22 protein-coding genes are annotated in these 22,159 nt (G+C 68.7%); 15 read left to right on the top strand and 7 right to left on the bottom strand.

Features of this window, described 5'->3' with window-relative positions; all coding sequences use genetic code 11:
- Positions 1–57 precede the first annotated feature (57 nt).
- The 3 genes from HS104_12675 to dnaE all read right to left on the bottom strand — a co-directional run bounded on the left by HS104_12675 (position 58) and on the right by dnaE (position 5,778).
- Positions 58–717 carry a hypothetical protein gene (locus tag HS104_12675; GenBank protein ID MBE7480821.1) on the bottom strand — a complete coding sequence of 220 codons (660 nt, stop codon included), beginning with the start codon at positions 715–717 and terminating at the stop codon, positions 58–60.
- 73 nt (positions 718–790) lie between these two features.
- Positions 791–2,050 carry a DUF4388 domain-containing protein gene (locus HS104_12680; protein MBE7480822.1) on the bottom strand — a complete coding sequence of 420 codons (1,260 nt, stop codon included), beginning with the start codon at positions 2,048–2,050 and terminating at the stop codon, positions 791–793.
- Between the two features lie 155 nt (positions 2,051–2,205).
- Positions 2,206–5,778: a DNA polymerase III subunit alpha gene (gene dnaE / locus HS104_12685; GenBank protein ID MBE7480823.1), complete on the bottom strand. Its 3,573-nt coding sequence runs from the start codon at positions 5,776–5,778 to the stop codon at positions 2,206–2,208.
- Positions 5,779–5,986: 208 nt separating this feature from the next.
- Here dnaE and HS104_12690 point away from each other — a divergent pair, with 208 nt between their 5' ends.
- From HS104_12690 to HS104_12715, 6 genes are all read left to right on the top strand, one after another.
- Entirely contained in the window at positions 5,987–7,135 is a 1,149-nt protein-coding gene (locus tag HS104_12690) for a hypothetical protein (GenBank protein ID MBE7480824.1), read from the top strand.
- 221 nt (positions 7,136–7,356) lie between these two features.
- Positions 7,357–7,968 carry an OmpA family protein gene (locus tag HS104_12695; protein MBE7480825.1) on the top strand — a complete coding sequence of 204 codons (612 nt, stop codon included), beginning with the start codon at positions 7,357–7,359 and terminating at the stop codon, positions 7,966–7,968.
- Positions 7,969–8,068: 100 nt separating this feature from the next.
- A complete protein-coding gene (locus tag HS104_12700; protein ID MBE7480826.1) occupies positions 8,069–8,620 on the top strand; it encodes a cytochrome c in 552 nt (183 codons plus the stop codon).
- Positions 8,617–9,012: a hypothetical protein gene (locus tag HS104_12705; GenBank protein MBE7480827.1), complete on the top strand. Its 396-nt coding sequence runs from the start codon at positions 8,617–8,619 to the stop codon at positions 9,010–9,012. Before HS104_12700 ends, HS104_12705 begins: the two co-directional genes overlap by 4 nt.
- Positions 9,009–10,370: a sigma 54-interacting transcriptional regulator gene (locus tag HS104_12710; GenBank protein ID MBE7480828.1), complete on the top strand. Its 1,362-nt coding sequence runs from the start codon at positions 9,009–9,011 to the stop codon at positions 10,368–10,370. Before HS104_12705 ends, HS104_12710 begins: the two co-directional genes overlap by 4 nt.
- A gap of 423 nt (positions 10,371–10,793) precedes the next feature.
- Complete coding sequence (locus HS104_12715; GenBank protein ID MBE7480829.1) at positions 10,794–11,186, top strand: DUF559 domain-containing protein; 393 nt, start codon at positions 10,794–10,796, stop codon at positions 11,184–11,186.
- A gap of 121 nt (positions 11,187–11,307) precedes the next feature.
- On the opposite strand, the gene HS104_12720 is transcribed toward HS104_12715, so the two are convergent.
- The 4 genes from HS104_12720 to HS104_12735 all read right to left on the bottom strand — a co-directional run bounded on the left by HS104_12720 (position 11,308) and on the right by HS104_12735 (position 14,242).
- Positions 11,308–12,561 (bottom strand): DUF3570 domain-containing protein, encoded by a 1,254-nt coding sequence (locus HS104_12720; GenBank protein MBE7480830.1) that lies wholly within the window; start codon positions 12,559–12,561, stop codon positions 11,308–11,310.
- A complete protein-coding gene (locus HS104_12725; GenBank protein MBE7480831.1) occupies positions 12,561–12,788 on the bottom strand; it encodes a DUF4266 domain-containing protein in 228 nt (75 codons plus the stop codon). Before HS104_12725 ends, HS104_12720 begins: the two co-directional genes overlap by 1 nt.
- A 213-nt stretch (positions 12,789–13,001) precedes the next feature.
- Positions 13,002–13,766 (bottom strand): SH3 domain-containing protein, encoded by a 765-nt coding sequence (locus tag HS104_12730; protein MBE7480832.1) that lies wholly within the window; start codon positions 13,764–13,766, stop codon positions 13,002–13,004.
- The gene (locus HS104_12735; protein ID MBE7480833.1) at positions 13,763–14,242 is read right to left on the bottom strand and encodes a hypothetical protein; all 480 of its coding nucleotides are present in this window, start codon (positions 14,240–14,242) and stop codon (positions 13,763–13,765) included. Before HS104_12735 ends, HS104_12730 begins: the two co-directional genes overlap by 4 nt.
- Before the next feature lie 273 nt (positions 14,243–14,515).
- On the opposite strand from HS104_12735, the gene HS104_12740 reads away from it, so the two are divergent.
- From HS104_12740 to HS104_12780, 9 genes are all read left to right on the top strand, one after another.
- Complete coding sequence (locus tag HS104_12740) at positions 14,516–14,695, top strand: hypothetical protein (protein MBE7480834.1); 180 nt, start codon at positions 14,516–14,518, stop codon at positions 14,693–14,695.
- A 50-nt stretch (positions 14,696–14,745) separates the two neighbouring features.
- Positions 14,746–15,807 carry a TIGR04552 family protein gene (locus tag HS104_12745; protein ID MBE7480835.1) on the top strand — a complete coding sequence of 354 codons (1,062 nt, stop codon included), beginning with the start codon at positions 14,746–14,748 and terminating at the stop codon, positions 15,805–15,807.
- A gap of 208 nt (positions 15,808–16,015) precedes the next feature.
- Complete coding sequence (locus tag HS104_12750) at positions 16,016–16,525, top strand: DUF507 family protein (GenBank protein MBE7480836.1); 510 nt, start codon at positions 16,016–16,018, stop codon at positions 16,523–16,525.
- A gap of 4 nt (positions 16,526–16,529) precedes the next feature.
- On the top strand, positions 16,530–17,492 hold the full coding sequence (locus HS104_12755) for an SDR family oxidoreductase (protein ID MBE7480837.1): 963 nt from the start codon (positions 16,530–16,532) through the stop codon (positions 17,490–17,492).
- Positions 17,489–18,361 (top strand): YicC family protein, encoded by an 873-nt coding sequence (locus HS104_12760; GenBank protein MBE7480838.1) that lies wholly within the window; start codon positions 17,489–17,491, stop codon positions 18,359–18,361. Before HS104_12755 ends, HS104_12760 begins: the two co-directional genes overlap by 4 nt.
- On the top strand, positions 18,351–18,989 hold the full coding sequence (gene gmk, locus HS104_12765) for a guanylate kinase (protein MBE7480839.1): 639 nt from the start codon (positions 18,351–18,353) through the stop codon (positions 18,987–18,989). The genes HS104_12760 and gmk overlap by 11 nt, the downstream gene beginning before the upstream one ends.
- 244 nt (positions 18,990–19,233) lie before the next feature.
- Positions 19,234–20,097: an S-methyl-5'-thioadenosine phosphorylase gene (gene mtnP, locus HS104_12770; GenBank protein ID MBE7480840.1), complete on the top strand. Its 864-nt coding sequence runs from the start codon at positions 19,234–19,236 to the stop codon at positions 20,095–20,097.
- The gene (locus tag HS104_12775) at positions 20,094–21,023 is read left to right on the top strand and encodes a sugar kinase (protein ID MBE7480841.1); all 930 of its coding nucleotides are present in this window, start codon (positions 20,094–20,096) and stop codon (positions 21,021–21,023) included. The genes mtnP and HS104_12775 overlap by 4 nt, the downstream gene beginning before the upstream one ends.
- Before the next feature lie 21 nt (positions 21,024–21,044).
- Positions 21,045–22,094, top strand: coding sequence for a hypothetical protein (locus HS104_12780; protein MBE7480842.1), 1,050 nt, complete (start codon positions 21,045–21,047; stop codon positions 22,092–22,094).
- The last annotated feature ends 65 nt before the right edge of the window (positions 22,095–22,159 follow it).

The raw sequence follows: 22,159 nt of genomic DNA on the forward strand, positions 1-22,159 counted from the left end.
TCGGGATTTCGCTGCGCTCCGAGAACGGCCGTGTCCGGCCGTTCACGGGCCTCGGGTTCACGCGCACTCGGTGCCGCACATCTGGTCCACGCAGGTGTTCACTGCGTTGAACAGGTTGATGGACTGCGTCGTGGCGCAGTCCGAACAGTACTGCGACGCACAGGTCTGGATGTCCGTCGCCGTGGCGCAGTTGTCGATGATGCACTCGAAGAAGCCCGAGCACTCCTTGGTCGCGAAGCAGGCGTTGGTCTGCGAGCAGCACTTGCTCACGATGCAGGTCCCGCACGCGGTGGTCGTGTCCCAGACGTCGTTGCAGGTGGCGCCCTGCGTGCTCGAGGTGCAGTTCGCGCTGCCGCCTCCGGTACCGCCGCTGGGGCCGCCGCCGCCGCCGGGCGGGATGCCGCCCGAGCCGCCACCGCTGGGACCGCCGCCGCCGCCGCTGGGCATACCACCCATGCCGCCGCTCGGCATGCCGCCCGTGCCGCCGCTCGACATGCCACCCATGCCGCCGCTCGGCATGCCGCCCATGCCGCCGCTGGGACCGCCTCCAGCGCTCGCCTCCGGCATGACGCAGTACCCAGCTTGGCAGACCAACGGAGCCTGGCAGAGGCCCGCATCGTCGCAGGGCGCTGCGCCGCCGCCACCGGCACCGGAGCTGCAAGCGACCACCACCGACGTGAAGAAGAACCCGAGCCCCGACCAGACGACGAACTTCATGATCAACCTCCGCGAAGACGAAGCAAAGCGCGCCGAGACTAGCTCGATCGTCGCGCCTGGCAAGCCCGGCGCGTCAACCCTGCGGGCGGAGCTTGCCGAGCACGGCGCCGACCTCGCGCTTCAGCTCATTTTCCTTCTCGCTGCCGAGGGCGGTGCCCGCGCTGAACAGGGCGAAGCTCACGTATTCGTGCAGCATTTGCTTGAGCATGTTCTCCGGATCGGAGCCGAACGCGACCAACACGGAGTTGTCCGCGACCGCCTTGGGCTCGAGCACGCCCTCGCCGTTCGGACCGGCCCCACGGAACAGGATGTCGTAGACGCCGGCGCCGACGGCGAACGAGGCCAGGCTCTCGCGCAGCGCCTGGCCTTTCCCTGCCTGATCCGCGTAGCGGTGGATGACCAGGAGCGCGCTGTTTGCAGCCGAGACCAGACCGACCGGACCGCCTTCCGCCCGCGGCGGGTGGATGGCGACGTGCTTGCTCTGAACCAGCGCGTACAGGCGCTTGGCGGTGACGAACTCGCCCTTGCCGGTCTTGCGTCCGATCTCCTCGACGCTGCTCTTGCCGTCGACGCCGCCGAGGGTCTCGCGGAGCTCTTCCGGCGGCTGCGTCGTGTTCTCGAGCTTCACCGGCACGTACTGCGCAGTCGGGATCTTCTGCCGGAAATAGTTCATCTCGTCGATGCGCGTCACTGCATCCATGAGCAGAGCGCCGGCGCTGACCATGTGCTGGGACATGAGCCGCGCCGCATCGAAGCCGTCCAGGAAGAAGAACGTGCCGTCGCTGACCGTCAGCGTCGCGAACACCACCTCCTCGATCTGCTTGCCCATGTAGTTGTAGAGCTTCTCGCTGGACACCAGGCCCGCCTGCGACGCCGCTTCGCCGAAGCGCGCGCCGCCCTTCATCTTGTCCACGATGGTCTGGCGCTGGTCGGCGGTGATGGCGCCGTAGCGGTAGAGCACGCTGCCGAGCCGCTCATCGTCGCAGGTGGTCTGCACGCCCACGATGTTGCCCTGCTCGAACAAGATCGAGCGCGTGTGCTCCGCGTCGAGCACCACGAGCTCTCCACGCCAGTTGGCCTGCGCGACCATCGCGAGCACGTCGGTGACCTCGCCGGACGCGGTAATCTCGCCGGCCAGACGGACGATGGCGCCGTCTTCGCGGTCCCGCTTGCCGTCCTCGCCGGTCAGGCGCATCAAGACCACGTGGCGCGGCGACGGCAAGAGCCGGAACGCGCCCTCCCGGGCGCGCATGCGCTGGCTGGCCGTAATGCCGATCGGGTGCGCCACGCCCGAGGCGTCGATGCGCACCAGCTCGGCCCGGGCGTCCTTCATGGAATTCGAAGGATATCAGCTCCGCCAGCGGCTTTGACAGAAAGCGGAGAGGACGAACTCGTCGGCGATTGGGGCCGCACACGTGGCGTTTGGGGCCCCGGCCCCAAACGCGGTGACCTGAAGCGTCCGCCCGCGTCCGCCGGACGGCCAGGCCCCTAGCGCAGCTCCGCCACCGTCGTGCCGAACATCCGCTCGAGTCCGGATAGGACCAGGTCGCTCGGCGTGACGCGGGTGCCGTCCAGGGCCAGCACGGCCTCGGCTCCGCCGGGCAGCTCCAGCACCAGCTCGACCGGGCAAGACCCGGGGGACTCGCGCAAGAGGTCGCGCAGCGCCTCGAGCTGGCTCTTGGCGGTCCGCTCGGCTGCCAACCGGATCGACAGCGAGCGCGTGGCTTTGAGCACCGCGTCCGAGAGCGGCTCGGCGGAGTCCACCAGCAGGGTCGGCTCCTTCTCTTCATCCGTGGCGTCGTCGCTCATGGGGAAGCTCACCTTGCCGGTCACCAGGACGGGCTCGCCCGAGGTCAGGATGGGCGCGTAGGTGTCGATACGGTCGCCGCGCAGCTTGGCCTTGACGCGCCCGTACATGTCCTCGACCTCGAAGAACGCCGCCTTGCCCCCTGCCCCGCCCTTGAAGAGCTTCTCCTGCCAGCCCTCGACCATGCCGGCGACGCTGGCCATGCTCCAGGCGGCCTCGGCGGCGACCTTCACGCTGGCGATGGCGCCGAGACGCGAGAGCTTGTTGCCGTAGCGCAGGAGCGGATGGCCGGACACGTAGCAGCCGAGCGCGGCCTTCTCGCGACGCAGGGCCTCGAGGCGGTCCCACTCGATGACGGTCGGGTACTCGTCGGTGCTGGTCGTCTGCTCGCCTTCGCGCTTCTCGCTCACCGCGTCGAACATGCCGAACAGGGTGGTCTGGCCGCGCTCGCGGTCGCGGCTCGAGCTGCGCGAGCGCTCCAGCGCCCGGTCGATGGCCGCGTAGGCGCGGCCGCGGGTCACTCCCTTCGGCCCGAGCACGCTGTCGAAGGCGCCGCACTGCACCAGCGCCTCGAGCACGCCCTTGTTCAGGCGCTTGGCGTCCACGCGGGCGGCGAAGTCGAACAGATCTCGAAACGGCCCCCCGGCGTCGCGGGCTTCGAAGACGGTCTCGAGCGCCGCCTGCCCCAACCCGCGCACCGCGCCGAGGCCGAAGCGGATCTGCGGGCCGAGCCGGTCGCGCAGCTTGCCCGGCCCCCGCGCCGGACCGCGCCCTTCCGGGAACTGGTAGACGACGCTGAAATCGAGGGCGCTGGCGTTGATGTCCGGCGGCAGGACGCTGACACCCCACGCCCGCGCCTCCGCGATGGTGCGCACGACCTTGTCGATCTTGTCCTTGTCCGCGGTCAGGAGCGCGGCAAAGAACTCCGTGGGGTAGTGCGCCTTCAGGTACGCGGTCTGGTAGGTGACCAGGGCGTAGGCCGCCGAGTGGCTCTTGTTGAAGCCGTAGGAGGCGAACCCCTCCACCTCGCGGAAGATGGCCAGCGCCTGCTCCTCGCTGACGCCGTTGTTCTTGGCGCCCTCGAGGAACGCGGCCTGTTGCTTGGCCATCTCCTCCGCCTTTTTCTTGCCCATCGCGCGGCGGAGCAGGTCGGCGCCCCCGAGCGAATAGCCGGCCAGGCGCTGGGCGATCTGCATCACCTGCTCCTGGTAGACCGGCACGCCGTAGGTCGGCGCGAGCACGCCGTCCACCAAGGGGTGCAGCTTGCGAATGGGCTTGCGCCCGTGCTTGCCGCCGATGAAGTCGTCGATCATGCCGGTGCCGAGCGGTCCCGGCCGGTAGAGCGCGACGGCGGCGATGATGTCTTCGAAGCAGTCCGGCTTGAGCGGACGCAGGATCTGGTTCTGCATGCCGCTCGACTCGAGCTGGAACACGCCGGTGGTGTCGCCGCTGGAGATGAGCTGGTAGGTCTCGCGGTCGTCGAGCGGCACCAGCGCGAGCGAGAGCGGCTGATCCTTGCGGTCCGGGCGGGCGTTGACCAGGCGCTCGGCGATGTCGATCACCGTCAGCGTCTTCAGCCCCAAGAAGTCGAACTTCACCAGGCCCGCGGCCTCGACGTCGTCCTTGTCGTACTGCGTGACGATGCTCGAGTCGCTGAGGAAGCACGGCACGTGGTCGTCCAGCGGTCCGTCGCTGATCACGACGCCGGCGGCGTGCATGCCCGCGTGGCGCGTCAGCCCCTCGAGCTTCTTGGCCTGCGTCAAGAGCTCCGCCACCTGCGGATCGGCCCCGACCAGCTGCTCGAGCTTGGGCTCCATCTCGAGGGCCTGCTCAACCGTGGCCGTCTTGCCCTGCCCCAGATCCGGAACCAGGCTGGCGATGCGCTGGGCATCCTGAGCGGGAATGCCCATGGCGCGCGCCACGTCCTTGATCACGCTGCGCGCCTTCAGGTTCTGGTAGGTCGCGATCTGTCCGACGCTGTCTTTGCCGTATTTGTCCGCGACGTACGCGATGACCTCGTCGCGCCGCGACATGCAGAAGTCGACGTCGAAGTCGGGCATGCTCACGCGCTCCGGGTTCAGGAAGCGCTCGAACAGCAGGTTGTACGGGATGGGATCGATCTCGGTGATGCCGAGGGCGTAGGCCACGATGGATCCAGCGCCGGAGCCGCGGCCGGGACCCACCGGGATGCCGCGCGCCTTGGCCTCGCGGATGAAGTCCCACACGATCAGGAAGTAGCCCGGGTACTTCATGCTCGCGATCACGTCGAGCTCGAGCTCGAGGCGGGCCCGATAGGCGGCCTCGTCCACCGGCGCGCCGAGCGCGCGAAACTGCGCGAAGCGCTTCTCGAGCCCCTCGCGGGAGACGTGGCGGAAGTAGCCCTCGATGTCGTAGCCCTCCGGCACGGGGAACTTGGGCAGCATCGGCTCGCCCAGCCTGAGCTTCACGCCTGCGCACATCTCCGCGATGCGGAGCGTGTTCGTGATGGCCTCGGGCAGCTCGCGGAAGGTCTCCGCCATCTCGTCCGGGCTCTTCAAGAACATCTCGAAGCTGCCGTGGTGGCCGGCGCGCTCCTGCGCCACCACGCGGTTCTGCCGGATGCAGTCCAGGTAGAGGTGCGCTTCACCGTCCCCGCGCTCCAGAAAGTGCACGTCGTTGGTCGCGACCACCGGCAGCGCGAGCCGCTTGGCCGCGTCCACGAGCACGCGGTTCACCACGCGCTGCTCGGGGAAGCCGTGGTCCTGGAGCTCGACGAAGCAGGCGCCGGGCTCGAACACGTCGCGCAGCTCGACCAGCACCTTCTCGCCGTGGTCGGGTCCCTGCTCCAGGATGCGCTGCGCCGCCACCCCGCCGAGGCATCCGGAGAGGCCCACCAGCCCCTTGGCGTGCGCCGCCACGTCCTCGAGGGTCACGCTCGGCGACCAGTCGGAGGCGGACTTGACGTGACAGTGGGAGACCAGCCGCACCAGGTTCGAGTAGCCCTCGTTGCTGGCGGCGAGGACCACCAGGTGGTCCACCACGCCCTTGCCGTCGGGCCGCGCGACGTTGAGCTCGGCGCCCAGGATGGGCAGCAGACCTGCGGCGCGGCACTTCGTGTAGTGCCGGATGGCGCCGAACATGTTGGCATGATCGGTCAGCGCCACCGCCTTCATGCCGAGCGCGGCGGTCTGCTTGACCAGCGCATCGAGCTTCACCGTGCTGACGAGGAACGAGAACTGCGTGTGGACGTGCAGGTGAACGAAGTCGGCGGCCATGCGCGAGAGGGCTGTCCTACCACCACCCGCGCGCCGCTTGGCCGGGATGGGTCCGCCTACACTTCACCACATCGAGGCAACGCTGCCTCGGGCTTGCAATGAGAGGCTTTCCCGCTAGGATGCCCCGGGCCGAGGGTGCGGCTTCACCCCGGGTCGGTCAGCTAGCCGACCGTCGAGGCCTGCCCACAGCTACCAGGAGGATCATCGCATGCTTCGACGTCGACACCTTACGCTTCTTGCAGTTGGCCTGATCGGTTCGCTCTCCGCGTTCGCCTGCGGTGGCGACGACAGCGGCGGTTCGAGCAGCACTGGCGGTACCGGCGGCGGCTCCGGCGGCCCCGACCCCGTCGAGACCGGACGTCAGCCTCCGGCCAAGGGCAGCGGCGCCCCGGCTGCCGGCGCTGAAGACACCGTGATCGCGATGAACAAGCTCTTCCTGGGCGACACGGACTTCTCGGGCAACCCCGATCCGAACGCCTGGCGCGAGATCGGCTTCAACATCGACGGCATCGTCTCGACCAAGAACGGCACCAACCACTGCAAGTACCAAGAGGGTGCGACCAAGTCGAGCGTGCAGACCGACGGTACGGACGGCATCGACAACTCCTTCGGCTCGAACCTGGTGAAGATCATCGCGTCGCTGGCGGCGAACCCGTCGAGCACCATCAGCGAGTCGCTCGCCTCCGGTGATTTCACCATCATGCTGAAGATGGCGAAGCTCGAGGACAAGGCGGAGCAGACCGGCATCGCCACCGGCCTCTACGGTGGCGCGAAGTTCGACTCGATGGTGCCCGACTGCGCGGCGACGCCGACGGAGCCGAACTGCTCGGCGCCGAAGTGGGACGGCACCGACAAGTGGCCGGTCCTGCCGGAGCTCTTGAACGGTGGCAACATCGACAGCCCCAAGGTCTCGTTCCCGGACTCCTACGTCGCGGGTGGCACCTGGGTCAGCGGCTCTAAGGGTGATCTGAACCTGACCGTGAGCATCCAGGGCTTCAACCTGGCGCTCAACATCACCAACTCGCAGATCACTGCCAACCTGGCGGGTGCGGGCGCGGGCGCGAAGGCCACCAAGGGCATCATCGCCGGCGTCATCCCCACGGAGCAGCTGATCAACGAGCTCAAGAAGGTGGCCGGTGGCTTCGACCCGACGCTGTGCGAAGGGCAGACCTTCGAGAGCATCGCCCAGCAGATCCGCGCCGCCAGCGACATCATGGCCGACGGCACGAACGGCGACTCGTCGAAGCTCTGCGACGGCATCAGCGTCGGCCTGGGCTTCGAAGGGCTCGCGGTCCAGCTGGGCGGCGTGGCCCCGCCGGCCGAGGCCCCGCCGGACCCCTGCGCCAACCCCGGCTGAGCTCTCGCAGCCGAAAAATCGCCCGATGCCCCCCGAAAACCCGGGGGGCTTCGGCGTTTGTGGGCCGTATCTTGAACAGGCCCAGGGGCTCGCCCGTCCATCAGAGCGCGCGGGCCCACGAGGGCGGCCTTGCCATCACCTGGTGAATTGGACTACCGCTTGCGGCCCAAGGGCCGAGGAATACGGCGCGCCGCTTGGCGCGACGGCCGACGGAGGAGAACATGCTGCGAAACACTTCTTTCATGCTGACGTTCGTGGGTCTGGCGTATCTCGCGGGCTGCACGGTGACCACGCGCACTGGTGCCGAGGCCGAGAACCCGCCCCAGCCTCCGCCCGCGGCCACACCGGCACCGGCCCCCACTCCGGCTCCGACCACCGAGCCCGCGCCCGCGCCGAAAAAGAGCAACGCGACGGTGAAGGGCGACAGCGTGCAGATCCCGGGCAACATCGTCTTCGACACCAAAAAGGCGACGTTGAAGGAAGGCGCCGGCAGCGAGGTCGTGCTGGAGCAGCTCAAAATCTTCCTCGACGAGAACCCGCAGGTGACCAAGCTGCGCGTCGAGGGCCACACCGACAACGTCGGTCAGCCTGCGGACAACGAGAAGCTGTCGGGTGAGCGCGCGCTCACCATCAAGAAGTGGCTGGTGGACAAGGGCGTGGCCAAGGAGCGCTTGATCGCCGTGGGCTTCGGCGAGAAGAAGCCCATCGCCGACAACAGCAAGGAAGAAGGCCGCGCGCAGAACCGCCGCACGGAGTTCAAGATCGCCGAGCTCAAGGGCAAGCCCTACCTGGGCATGGACCCGACCGCCGGCGGCAAGGTCTTCGACATGTGAGATCGCACGACTCGGGGCGGCCGCGGGCCGCCTGCGAGCCGAAATCCGGGCCGGAGCGCTCCCAAGCGCCCCGGCCCGCGTGCTATTGGGGGGCAAGCGCATGCTTCGACCTCTGCTCGCGTCCCTGGCCCTCCTCGCGGCCGCCTGTAGCCAGACCCCGTCCGATACGCGGGAGTGGCGCGCCACCGATCACGATCACACCGAGAACCCCAACGTCGCGCAGACCGACATGACAGACGGCGGGCAGACCGGCGTGATGGGCATCGACGAGGTCGCGCTCGCCGCCTGGCGCGCCAACTGCGTGCCGTGCCACGGCGTGATCGGGCGCGGCGACGGGCCGAAGGGCATTCCCGTCAAGGCGCGCAACCTGACCGATCCGGCGTGGCAGGAGAGCGCCAGCGACGAGCAGATCGCCGCCAGCATCACCCAGGGCAAGGGACAGATGCCGAAGTTCCAGCTGCCGCCCGCGACGGTACAGCAGCTCGTGAAGCTGGTGCGTCTGCTCAACGCCAAGCGCGTCGACGCGCCGCCCGCCGGCGACGCCGGCGCTCCCGCGGACGCGTCGGGTGCGACCGACGCCGCGGCAGCGCCGCGCGCCCCCGACGCTGCCAAGCCCGCGCCGCCCGCCGCTGACGCCGGCGCGAAGCCATGAGCGAGACGGGAGCGGCGAGCCCTCCGCTCTGGCGCCGCTTCGGACCGCGGGCCCTGCTGCTGCTCGGCTTGGGCGCGGCGGCGGCCTTGCTCCTGCCGTCGCTGCCCCAAGAGCAGGTGCTGGTGTTCCGCGTCGGGGCGCCGGTGCGCCGCTTGACGGTGAGCTACACGCGCGAGGGCGAGGTGGAGCCGCGGAGCGGGGCGACGCTGAGCTACACCTCGGCGCCGACCGAGAGCGTGCGTCACAGCGTCTCGCTCCCGAACGGCCGCTACGTCGTCTCGCTCGACGTGGAGCGGGCGACGGCGGACGGCGGCGTGAGAGAGACAAGCTACGTCCGTCGCGTTAACCTCGACGGCCACGAGACCGTCCTGCCGCTCGAAGACACCCCATGAGAGACCCGGTCGCGCCCCCTGATCTGGCGACCCGCGCGGCGGGCCCTCGCGAGGGCCCGCCCGACGAGCTGGTGCTGGTGGTGGTCACGGGAAAGGCCCGCGGGCAGCGCTTGGCCGTGGGGGAGCTGGTGCGCATCGGCAAGGCCACCGACAACGACCTGGTCTTGCCGGACGACACGGTGTCTCGCCACCACTGCGAGCTCCGACGCAGCCCGACCGGGATCTCGGTCGCGGATCTCGGCTCGACCAACCACACTCGCGTCGGGCGCACCATCGTGCGCGAGGCGACCATCGAGCCAGGCGCCACGCTCACCGTCGGCGACGTGGACGTGATCCTGCGCAGCGAGCCCAATCGCGCCCACATCCTGCCCAGCGAGTCGAGCGAGTTCGGCGAGGCGCTCGGTCCGAGCCTGGCCATGCGCTCGCTGTTCGGCGTGCTCGAGCACATCGCGCCCACCGACGCGCCGGTCCTGCTCGAGGGCGAGACCGGCACCGGCAAGGACGTCCTGGCGCGCAGCATCCACCAGAAGAGCCGGCGCGCGAGCGAGCCGTTCGTGGTCGTGGACTGCGGCGCGGTCAGCTACAACCTGATCGAGAGCGAGCTGTTCGGTCACGAGCGAGGGGCCTTCACCGGCGCCGTCGCGACGCGACAGGGCGCCTTCGAGACCGCCGGCAAGGGCACGGTGTTCCTGGACGAGGTCGGCGAGCTCCCCCTCGACGTGCAGCCGAAGCTCCTGCGCGTGCTGGAGAACGGCGAGTTCCGCCGCGTCGGCGGCAACAAGACGATGAAAGCGAACGCTCGCATCGTGGCGGCGACCAAGCGGAACCTCAAGGACGAGGTCGAGCGCGGGAAGTTCCGCGAAGACCTCTACTTCCGCTTGGCGGTGGTGCCCATCCACGTGCCGGCGCTGCGCCAGCGGCGCGAGGACATCCCGATGCTGGTCGGGCACTTCCTGGAGATCGCCAAGAAGCGCGACCCGAACGCCGCGGAGGTGCGGCTGACCAAGGACACGGTGGCTGCCCTCTCGGCCCACGACTGGCCGGGCAACGTCCGAGAGCTCCGCAACGTGCTCGATCGCGCCATCTACATCGCGACCGCGAGCGGCGAGAAGGACCTGCGCCTGGTCGATCTCCCCGTCAGCGCGCCGCACCGGCAGGGCGGTCCCCAGGCCTTTGCGTTCGCGGCCGGGGAGAGCTACCGCGACGTGAAGGCCCGCTACGAGACGGAGTTCGAGAAGAGCTTCGTGGCGTGGCTCTTGGAACGCCACGCGGGCAACATCTCCGCAGCGGCGCGCGAAGCCAAGATGGACCGCAAGCACCTGTACGATCTGGCGCGCAAGCACGGCCTCAGGGGCTAGGGGGTGTCCCTAATTCGCGCTCCGCTGGCGGCAGCAAGCGCCACGCGACGCTTCCGTTTGGTCGAAACGGCCGGCGCCGGCCCCGGCCGGTCTTCGCACTCACGCCTCATTGGCGGATCGAGATCTGATCATGACCAGACTGTCCAAGTGATTCCGGGGCTCGGCTGACCGCCGAGCGGCGCGAATCGAGCCGCTCGGTCGCACACCGAACTAGGGACACCCCCTAGCCCCGGCGCCACCAGAGATGTTGCGCAACGACGCAACGACGCAACGACGCAACGAAAGAAGAAGAGGCTTTGGGGTCAGACCTGGGCGCTTCGGCTGGCGCCCGAGAGCCCGCCGCTTCTGGTGACGTTCTGGCCGTGAGTTTTGCGCCACGACGCCACGAACGCCACGACGCCACGAGAAGAAGAAGAAGAGACTATGGTGTCAGACCCGAGCGCTTCGTCCTACTGCCGGCGGGTAGGACAGGTCGATGGGGGCAAGTCGGTTACGGCGGGGTTCGATGCAGCCCGGAGCGCACGCCTGACCCAGTCGGAGGCCGCCCTCTGGCAGGCGCTGCGGGCCAAGAAGCTCGGCGTCGAGGTCCGCCGTCAGGTGGTGCTCGGGAACTACATCGCGGACTTCGTCGTGCCCTCGGCGAGGCTCGTCATCGAGGTGGACGGGGGCTACCACTGCAGGCGAGTCGCCGCCGACGCGCGGCGGGAACGGGCGCTCCGGCGCCTCGGCTACCGCGTGCTCCGGCTCGACGCACAGCTCGTGCTGGGCGCCCTGCCGGAAGCGCTCCTGCAGGTGCGGCAAGCGCTCGTCGGCTGAGGCCTGCGCCTCTGCCTCTGAGACAAAGATTGCTTCTTCTTCTTCTTCTTCTTCGTGGCGTTCGTGGCGTCGTGGCGTTCGTGGCGCACCTCTTCTCCCCGCCAGGCTGCGGGAAGGGCGCTCAGAAGCCGCCGTGGATCGACAAGCCCAGCACGAACGCCGTCGTGTCGTCGGGCTCCTTGCCCGCCAGCGTGAAGTCCTCGAGGTCGGTCTGGATCACGTCCAGGCTCGCGCCGGCCGCGAAGTCCAAGAGCATGCCCGCCAGGCGCTTGTCCCGCGTGCCCTTCCAGCTGGCCAGCACTCGCCCGCCGAGGAGGTAGCTCTTGAGCGGCGAGAGCTCGCGGTCGCCGGACCAGTACTGGCCGCGCGGCCCGTAGGTCGGCTCGCCGCCGGTGTAGTCGTCGCTCCAGAAGAGCGCGCCGGTCTGGTTGTAGAAGCGCGCCTTCGCCGCCAGGCGGAGCCACGGCAGCATGTAGCGCTCGGCCTCGATCTCGTAGGTCTGGCTCTGGATGTCCCAGGTGTCGCGGTAACCGCGGAAGGAGCCACCCACCATCATGTCGAGGCCGCGCAGGAAGTACTTCGCCTTGAGGGCCCCGGCGAACCGCGCGCGGTTCTCCGGGTGGTGCTCCTGGGCGACCTGACCGGACGCGCCGATCACCACGCCGCGGTACGGATTACCCAAGAACCCGTTCTGGAGCCCGAACGAAAGCATGGCCTGGGTGGTGAAGACCGGCGTCCACGACTGCGTCCAGGCTGCGCCGAAGGTGTCGAGGTCGATCTGAAGGGACTGCCGGTTGGCGTCCGCGGTGAAGCAGCCGGTGGAGCTGTCGAGCGGGGCGCGCACCGAAGGATCGCGATTGCGTGGGAAGGCGACGTTGCACACCTTGTCGAAGCCGCGCGCGTAGGACAGCTCGAGCCGGGTGTTGCGCTGGAGGAACTCCGTGCCGGCGATGACCGCGAGAGAGTGCGACTGGTAGTCGGACTCGGCGGCATAGGTGTACGAGGCGGTGAGGGAGGTGTTCTTGCGGCTGAGGGTGAAGCTGGGCGAGACCAGGTGGCGGGTGTCGGTGACCGACGCCTGCGAGATGACGTCCGGGCTGGCCAGCGGGCCCGCCTTCACCGGCTCGCTGGCGCCGGTCACGATGTCCGCCTCCCAGTGCACGCCCACGCTCAGCCAGTCCCAGGGCAGGACGGTCAGCGTGGCGCCGGGATTGTAGACCGTCATCGCGCTCTTCTCGCTGGGCTCGTGGAAAGCGGCGCCGTTCAGGTCGACCTCGACCACCTGCGCGCTGGCCTCGGGCGCGAGCCCGCACACCGACAGCGCGGCGAGCGTGCCGAAGAGCGAGCGAGCGGGGAGAGATCGGCGAAGGCGCATCAGTTACAGCCGCAGCCGCCCCCCTTGACCGAGCCCCCGCCGAAGGACCCTTCCCTGTTCTCGAGCACGTGCTGAAGCTGCGCCTCCTCCGGCGACTCGCTCTCGAACTGCATGACCGGATCGGCGAGGATCGAGCGCTGCTCCGGGCGCACGGTGGCGCAGGCAGTCGAGAGGGCGACGAGCGCCAGGAGCCCGAGTGCCAGACTCGACTTGTGCAGTCTTGCCATGAGCAGATCACGATCGGCAGGAGTGGCGAAGACCCACGGATACAACCGGCGGGGCCGGTGGATGCCTGGATCGCACAGAGGATGACTCGCCCATTTTTGGCAGGTCGGGGTCTGTCGACGACGGTGTGAAAACGGCATCGCAGCGGGACTTCCGGCTACCAAGGGTGCGTGAGTCGAGGCTAGAAGAGACTTCTTCATGCGTCCGTCCTTGGCTCAGAAGTAGGTCCCGAGCCCCCCATAGTAGGTCTGCACGTTCTTGTACGAATCCTCGGTGAACAGGATGGTGTTGTTGGCTTCGGCGCGGATCAGGATGCGCCAGCGCAACGAAATCAAGAAGCCGCCGCCGGCCCGCGCGTGGAAGAAGTCGGCCTCGCTGCGCACGAACTCGTCGTTGGGCTTCTCGTGCATGCCGCCGCCGCCCACGTGAACGAAGGGGGCGATGGCCCAATCCGGCATCAGCACCAGGGTGCTGCCGATGCCGTAGACGAAGCGTCGCGAGTCCTGCTGCAGCGCGAGCCCGACGTAGGGCTCGATGGCGATGGCCGGGGCCAATACCAGCGCCGGCCGGAGCTCCACGTAGCCGTCCCTGTCGAACAGACCGGCCATCATCGCGAAGCCGCCGCGTGCGGTCTGCAGGGCCGGGGGCGCAAAGAAACCCGGCTTGACGGCCCCCTCCGGCGCGTCGGGGCCCGCGGCGACCGCCTCCACCATGTCGCCGAGCACGTAGGCGACTCGGCCGTCCGGCAGCACCACCTTGAGCCAGTAGCCAGAGCTCTCGCGACCCTCGATCAGGAAGGTCTCACCGCGCGACGCTACGTAGATCACGCGGTGTGAGACCCCGGGGCCCGAGCGCAGCTCCGCCTCGGCCGTCACCACCTTGGCGAACGCGTCGATGTCCTCATCGTCCTCCGCCGCGCGGACGGGGACTGCCGCACCCAACAGCGACACGGCGAGAAGCAGGGACGAGAGGAGCCTCATTGCGTGGAGAACTTGGTCGCCCATTCGCGGATCAGGTCCGCCGGCGGACTGTTGGATTCGAAGATCTTCCGCGGGTGCGCGGCTTCGCCGATGGGGCGGTTCAAGAGCGGAGCGAGCTTGGGGTCGAGCTGCATCTTGGCCTGCGAAGCGCTGTAGTTCGTCTTGGCCTCGGGTGTGGGCGCCGTCGGCGGCACGAGCGTTCCACCGCACCCGTCCGGGTCGCCCAAGAGCGGCGTGTAGCTGGTGAGCCGATAGCTCGTGACGTTGAAGTGGCAGCTGCCCGTGCCATCTCCCAGGGCAGGGTCGCCCGGGCCGCACTTCTGCTGGAACAGCATCGGCTCGATGCGGCAGTAGTAGAAGTTCTCGTCGTACACGACGTCGGCGATGTTGAAGTCCTGCCCGGGCTCGACCGTCGTGCAACCCGCGAGCGGAAGCAGCAGCGCCATGCCGAAGAACCGAGGCACCATCAGCTTCACGGGAGGGGAAGCTAACAAACGCGGGCCCCTGGTGACAGCTTCCGGAGCGGTGCGCGAAGCTCCTACCTAAATAAGTGGAGCTGACGAATTGGGGTTGAGCCCCTCGGCGGGCGCCGCTAACAGTTTGCCCCGTCGGCCATCTGAGTGGCAGGATCACCTACACGCTCTTACCGTATCCTACCTCTTGAGCACTCGAGCCATTCGCGCACCTGAGCTGGGCCATCAGGCCCGGTTTCCCCGGGGGATTTCGCTGGACGCTCCAACATGCTGCTGATGGTCAAATCTCCAATCCTGTACCTGGTCGCCCTGGTTCCTCTGGTGCTCTTGCTCGGCACCGGCGTGATGGGCGCCCAGCTCGCCGTTCTAGGGCTGACGCTGGGGATTTTCTTCGGCACTCTCGGGCTCAGGCGGCCCGCAGTGGGCCGTGCCGTCACCCAGCAGCCTGGACCCTGAAGCAGAGCTCGGAAAACGAGAGCGCACCCGAGTCCGGCGAGCGCCCCTCGCTGTCTGGATCCCCTCGCCTCAAGACCCTCCAGGAGCTCACGCTCCACGACGTCGAGGCGCTGCGAGTGATCTTGCGCGGTGACTCGGTCATCGATTGGCATCGACTGAACCTCGAGACCCGCGAAGCGGCGGACCAGTTCGTCAGAAACCACGAGCTCGATCCCGCGACCGATCGCGCCTACCTCGATCACGTCAGGAACGAGGCGGTCAGCTACCTGCGCCGCATGTTCGCCTTCGCGATCCCGAAGCCGGTCGAGCGGGCGTCGCTGGAAGACCTCCTGCTCTTGGCCTCCGGCAAGGGCCACCGCCAGATGTGCGCCTGCACCATCCTGAAGACGGTACACATCATCAACCACATGGCCGGGCGCGAGCTGCTCTTCCGCCTACCGATCAGCGACCGTGACCTGTTCCACTTCGTGGAGGAGAAGGTCTACCGGGTGGTGGGCACCATGCTGAGCGAGGGCTTCCCCATCACCGAGTTCGTCGGTGGCCGGAAGAACCTCGACTCGACCTACACCAAGCTCCTGTCCAAACCGGAGGCGACCTCGGCGGCCCTCTACGACAAGCTCCGCTTCCGAATCGTGACACGGACCCGGGAGCACCTCCTGCCGGTGCTCAACTACCTGTCGGAGCGCCTGTTTCCGTTCAACTACGTGGTCCCGGACCAGAGCACGAACACGATCTTCCACTTCCGGAGCTTCTGCGAGGCGGTGCCTCACCTGAGCCAGATGGTGGAGCGCTTCCAGGGCAAGATCGACGACCAGCTGACCCCCGGCGACAACCGCTTCAGCGCACGGACTTACCGGGTCATCCACTTCGTGGCGGACGTGCCGCTGCGCGTCCCCCAGCACTTGATGGAGCTCGCCCCCGCCGGCTGCGAGAATCTGGGACCGGTGGTCTACATGCTGTGCGAGTTCCAGCTGCTCGACGCCGAGACGGAGGCGATGAACGAGGCCGGCGAGGCCAGCCACGACGCCTACAAGCTCCGCCAGCGCGCGGCGGTGATGCGCCGCTTGCGGCTCGGAGCACGCCCGGCGCGGGACCCGAAGCGCCGGGGCTAGGCTCGTGTCGCGCGCTTTCGCGCCCGGGGGGTCCCGGTAGCTGCTGATTTCTTCGAGGTCGCCCGGCCAGCACGACCGGTGGAATACGGGCGACTCCTGCTCGCCCCGAGGAGGGCTCCGCCGGCCTCGCATCGTCCCACGACTGCCCAAGTCGAGGCCAGGATCTCTCGTTGTTTTCCCGGCGGCGTGCGGCTACGACTCGGCCGCCATGCGCATTCACGCCGCCCGAGTCCCTCAAATTGCCGCGGAGATGGTCAGCCTGCTGACCAAGGACGGCTCCGTCGAGACCGAGTCCCCGAAGGAGATGCAGCTCGACATCGAGGCGGTGCTGAACCAGTACGTCCGAGACGAGCACGAGGTGAGCGAGAAGGCCAAGGACATGCTGGCCGCGCGCAACCTTCCGCCGACGGACCTCGGCAAGATCAAGCGGCTCGTCGCCGACCAGCGCAAGCTGAAGCTGGGGGACGAGGCCATCGACTACCTGCTCGATCAGCTGCTCGAGATGCTGATGCACTCGAACAACGTCGAGGAGGTCTTCGCCGAGGACTACGAGCTCCGGCGCCGGATGCGCGAGCCGCTGCGCCGCCAGCTGGGCGAAGAGGAGGACTTGCAGAAGGAAGTGCGCGCGCAGCTCAAGCACGTCGAAGAAGGCAGCGCGCTGTGGGAGGTCGAATACCGGCGCATGATGGAGGACATGAAGCGCCGCAAGGGGCTCTAGACCGATGGCGCTCTACCTGGTGACCGGCGGCGCGGGTTTCATCGGCTCGAACCTGGTTCGAGCGCTGGTCCAGGCCGGGGAGCGCGTGCGCGTGGTGGACGACCTGTCCACCGGATACTGGGAGAACCTCGGCGAGCTGTACGGCGACTCGCGGGTCGAGTGCCTGACCGCCGACATCCGAGACGCGGAGGCGATGAGCCGCGCGGCGAACGGCGTCGAGGTGATCTTCCACGAGGCCGCCCTCGGCTCCGTGCCGCGCAGCATCGAGTCGCCGGTGCAGAGCGACTCCGTGAACACCAACGGCACGGTCACCGTGTTGGACGCCGCTCGACACGCGGGCGTGCGCCGAGTGGTGTTCGCCGCCTCGTCCGCGGCCTACGGCGACACGCCGACCTTGCCCAAGCGCGAGGACATGCCGACCGCACCGCTCTCGCCCTACGCCGTGACCAAGGTCGCCGACGAGCTCTACATGAAGGTGTTCGCCTCCCTCTACGGCATCGAGACGGTGAACCTGCGCTACTTCAACGTGTTCGGGCCGAACCAGCGCCCCGACGGCGCCTACGCCGCGGCCATCCCGCGCTTCTTCTGGGCGGCCATCCACGGCCAGGAGCTCACGGTCTACGGTGACGGCGAGCAGACGCGTGACTTCTGCTACGTGGACAACGCGGTGAAGGCGAACCTCTTGGCCGCCACCGCCGAGAGGAAGCTCGCCGGCGAGGTGATCAACGTCGCCGGCAGCCGGCGCGTCTCGCTGAACGCGCTGATCGTCGAGATCGGGCGCGTGCTCGGCGCCCCGCCCAAGGTCGCCCACGTCGCGCCGCGCGCCGGAGACGTCCGCCACTCCCTCGCCGACGTCAGCCGGGCCAAGGAGCTCATCGGCTACGAGCCCCTCGTGCGCTGGGAGGACGGCCTGCCGCGGACGGCGGAGTACTTGAAGGCCTTGGCCGCGTCGCGGGGCGCCGCATGAGGAGCATGACCGGCTTCGGCGTCGGCGGGGCACCGCTCGGCGACGGTCGGGTGTGCTTCGAGATTCGCTCGCTGAACCACCGCTTCCTCGACGTGCGCGTGCGCCTGCCCGTCGAGATCGGGGAGCAGACGTTCTACGTCGAGCAGCTGGCGCGCGAGAAGCTCTCGCGAGGCCGCTACGACATCGGGGTGCGGCTCGAAGGCGCCGCCCTGCCCCCGCCTCGAGTGCAGCCCGAGAAAGTGCGCGCGGCCTACCGCGCGCTCTCCGAGCTCCGGGACGAGCTGTGTCCGGGCACGGAGCTCCCGCTGACGGCGGTGCTGGCGCTGCCCGAGCTCACCGGCAGCACCGCCGGCGTCGAGCCGGAGACGCTGCGGGCGGCGCTCGGCCAAGCGTTTCAGGCGGCGCTCGGCGCCCTCGACCAAATGCGTGTTCGGGAGGGCGAGTCCCTGGGCCGGGAGCTCTCGGAGCGCCTGGGCGCGGTCCGCGCCCTCACCGCCGCCGTGCGCGAGCGCGGCCCGGAGCTGATGCAGGCGGGGCACTCCCGGCTGCGGTCCCGGGTCGGGCGCCTGCTCGCGGACGCCGGGGTGGCGGTCGAGGCCGGTCGGCTGGAGGCGGAGCTGGCGATCTTGGCCGACAAGAGCGACGTGACGGAGGAGCTGGTCCGACTCGAGAGCCACGCCGACCAGATCGACGCGCTCTTCGCCAGCGCCGAGCCGGTGGGGCGCCGCCTCGACTTCTTGCTACAAGAGATGGGGCGCGAGGTGAACACCATCGGGTCCAAGTGCCAGGACAGCGCGGTCGCGCACCAGGTGGTGCAGCTCAAGAGCGAGCTCGAGCGCATGCGGGAGCAGGTCCAGAATGTCGAGTGAGGGTCCGCTGCTGATCATCATCTCCTCGCCGTCCGGCGCGGGGAAGACCACGCTCACCACCCGGCTCCGGGAGCGCGTCCCGAACCTGCGCTTCTCGATTTCGCACACCACCCGCCAACGCCGCCCGAACGAGGAGGACGGGCGCGAGTACCACTTCGTCAGCCGCGAGACCTTCGAGCGCCTGATCCAGCTGGACGAGTTCCTGGAGTGGGCCGAAGTCCACGGGAACCTGTACGGGACCAGTCGCCGCGAGGTCGAGAGCGCGCGGGGCTCGCGCGGGCTCATCTTCGACATCGACCACCAGGGGGCGCGCCAGATCAAGAGCGTGCACGCCGAGGCAGTCAGCGTCTTCATCCTGCCGCCGAGCATGGCCGTGCTCGAGCGGCGCCTGCGCGGGCGTGCGACCGAAGACGAAGAGACCGTGCAGCGCCGTTTCCGGGTGGCGCGCGAGGAGATCGACCACTACGGCTTCTTCGACTACCTCTTGGTCAACGAGGACCTGGAGGAGGCCACGCTGAACCTGGTGGGCATCTTCCGGGCGGAGGAGTGCCGGCGCCAGCGCATGGCGCGCAGGGCGGAAGCGCTGCTCGGCGAGGGACGTGCGCTCGGGCCCAAGCAGACGGGCTGAGGGTCTGTGGGATCTTGGCCGGTCGAACCAGCGAAGCCGGCCCGCGTGTCTCGTCGATGCTACCGCGCAGCGTCTCCTGGGAGAGAGTCGCGACTCTTCCCACGGACGAAGCGCATCCGCCGGCCTCGCCGGTGGTTTCCGTGGGTCTTGGCCGCTCCCGATGATCGTGACCTGATCATGGCAAGACTGCCGAGGTCGAGTCCCGTTGCCGCGCGAGCGCGGCCCGTGGTACGGCCCCGGTCCGATGAAGCACGTTCTCGGCGTGATCGGCGGCAGTGGGATCTACGAGATCCCCGGCGTGTCCGTGGTGGACGAGCACCACCTCGACACGCCCTTCGGCACCCCCAGCGACACGATCGTGCGCGGACGCCACGGCGACGCGGAGCTCTTGTTCTTGCCGCGTCACGGCCGCGGTCACAGGACGCCGCCCCACAAGATCAACTACCGCGCGAACATCGCGGCGCTGAAGCTGCTCGGCGCGACCCACGTCGTCTCGCTCTCGGCAGTCGGCTCCATGAAGGAAGAGATCGTACCGGGCCACGTCGTGATCGTGGATCAGTACGTCGACCTGACCAAACGCCGGGTGAGCACCTTCTTCGACGACGACGTCGCGGCCCACGTGGCGTTCGGCGACCCGGTGTGCCCGGAGCTGTCGAAGGCGCTGGTCGTGGCCGCGCGGCGTGCCGGCGGCACGGTGCACGTCGGCGGAACCTACGTGTGCATGGAAGGCCCGCAGTTCTCCACCCGCGCCGAGAGCCTGATCTACCGCAGCTGGGGCGTGAGCGTCATCGGCATGACCGCGATGCCGGAGGCGAAGCTGGCTCGCGAGGCCGAGTTGCCCTACGCCACCCTGGCGCTGGCCACCGACTACGACTGTTGGCACGAGTCCGAAGAGGACGTGAACGTGAGCGCGGTGGTGGCGGTGCTCAAGGCCAACGCCGACCTGGCTCAGCGCACGGTGCTCGAGCTCGCCAAGGCATTGCCGGACCCGACGGGGAGCCCGGCGGCGAACGCCCTCGCCCACGCCATCCTCACTCCCCCAGCCGCGATCGGACCGGACGTCCGAGACCGCTTGGGCTTCCTTCTGAAGAAACACCTGGGATCATGATCCACGCTACGCGTTCTACCGACCCGATCCTCATCGTCGGGTCGATGGCCTTCGACGATCTCGAGCTGCCCACGACCAACGCCAAGGACGTGATCGGCGGCTCGGCGACCTACGCCGCGCTCTCCGCCGCGCTCTTCGCCCCGGTCCGGGTGGTGGCGGTGGTCGGCGACGACTTTCCGGACAAAGCGGTCGAGTCCCTCGACTCCCGGGGCGTCGACACCTCCGGCATCGAGCGCGCGGCCGGCAAGACCTTCCGCTGGGCGGGCCGCTACTCCGCGAACCTGGCCAGCCGCACCACCCTCGACACCCAGCTCAACGTGTTCGCGGACTTCCGCCCGAAGCTCCCCGCAGCCTTCCGCGCGAGCCCCTACCTCATGCTCGGCAACATCCACCCGAGCCTGCAGCTCGAGGTGCTCACGCAGGTCTCGAGCCCGAAGCTGGTCGCAGCGGACACCATGAACTTCTGGATCAGCGGTGAGCGCCCCACGCTCCTCGAGATGCTGAAGAAGATCGACACGCTGGTGATCAACGACGAGGAGCTCCGCCAGCTGGCCGAGGAGCACAACATCAAGCGCGCCGCCGCTCGCGTGCGCGCCATGGGCCCGAAGCGCTTGGTGGTGAAGCGCGGCGAGTACGGCGCGATGCTCTTCGACGATCACGGCATCTTCTTCGCCCCCGCCTACCCCCTGGAGGAGGAGATCGACCCCACCGGAGCGGGCGACACCTTCGCCGGAGCGCTGATGGGTTACCTGTCTCGTGAAGGCAACCTGGACCGCTCGGCGCTGCGCAAGGCCCTGATGGTCGCCGCCACGGTCGCCTCCTTCTGCGTGGAAGGGGTGGGCACGGCTCGGCTCGAAGCCCTGGACAAGGACCAGGTGGGACGCCGGCTCGAGGAGCTCAGGACGCTGGTGCATTTCGGGCACTGAAAAATCTGGTAGAGATCGCCCATGCGAACGGGATGGCTGGGCTGGGCCGCCGCGGCGGTGTTGGGGAGCATTGCGCTGGGCGGCTGCGGGGGAGACGACGACAGCGGCAGCAGCTCGTCGGGCGGGAGCGGCGGCGGCGGCACCGGCGGCGGCTCGAGCGCGTGCACGCCGACGAACGCGGCCTGCTACGCCTCCGGGCCGGACGGCGCGGGCAACGCCTGCCTGGCCAAGGCCGACTTCTCCGGCGACGCCGTCACGCAGCTGCGCATGACCTCGCACCAGGTGGAGAGCCCCGCGCCGCTCGCCGCGCCGTTCGTGCAGGATTCGATCATCACCGAGAAGAGCACGCTCTTCGAGCCGGACTGCAACCTGAACGGCAAGGGCCAGTTCAACTTCTTGATGCAGATCGACACCGGGAAGAAGGAGCTGACCCTGGGCGGCGGCGTGCCGCAGGCGCTGGTCGGCGGCGCGCTCGACGGCACCTGCTGGGCCGAGTTCACCGACCCCACCTCCGGGCTCCAGGTGAAGCAATACTCCACGCCCTACACCGAGAGCGCGGGTGAGCTCCAGGCCACCTTCGACAGCTTCGTCATGCCGATCTACCTCGAGGACAAGGCCGACGCCGAGAGCGCGGTCCTGGTCCCGCTCCACCAGATGACCTTCAAGGCCAAGCTCAGCGCCGACAAGAACTGCGTCGGGCGCTATGCGCCGGAGAACCTGGACAAGGGCCTGTCGTGCCAGCCCACCGGGGACGGCATGTTCGCCTGGGAGGCCGGCGGCAGCTACGAGGGCTACATCACGGTCGAAGAGGCCGACAAGGTCATGGTGGTCTCGCTCGGGCAGACGCTGTGCGTGGTCCTGACCGGCGATCCGAAGAAGTGGAAGGGCACGGCCTCGGACTGCAAGACCAGCACGGGCTTCACCGACACCGGCGCCCTGCCCAAGGGCGACTGGTGCTCCACCACGAACAGCGCCGGCGGCTGTCAGGACTCCTGGAAGCTGGTCATCGACTTCGCCGCCCAGGCCATCAAGGTCAACGGGATCTACGACGGCGCCAAGGGCGGCTGCTAGGGCGAAGCTGGCGCACCTTGTGAGATAACGCGCTGCGCGGTTCAGCGAAACCTGGCCTCAGCAGG

The sequence above is a fragment of the Polyangiaceae bacterium genome (genome assembly GCA_015075635.1).
In the GTDB taxonomy this organism is placed as follows: domain Bacteria; phylum Myxococcota_A; class Polyangia; order Polyangiales; family Polyangiaceae; genus JADJKB01.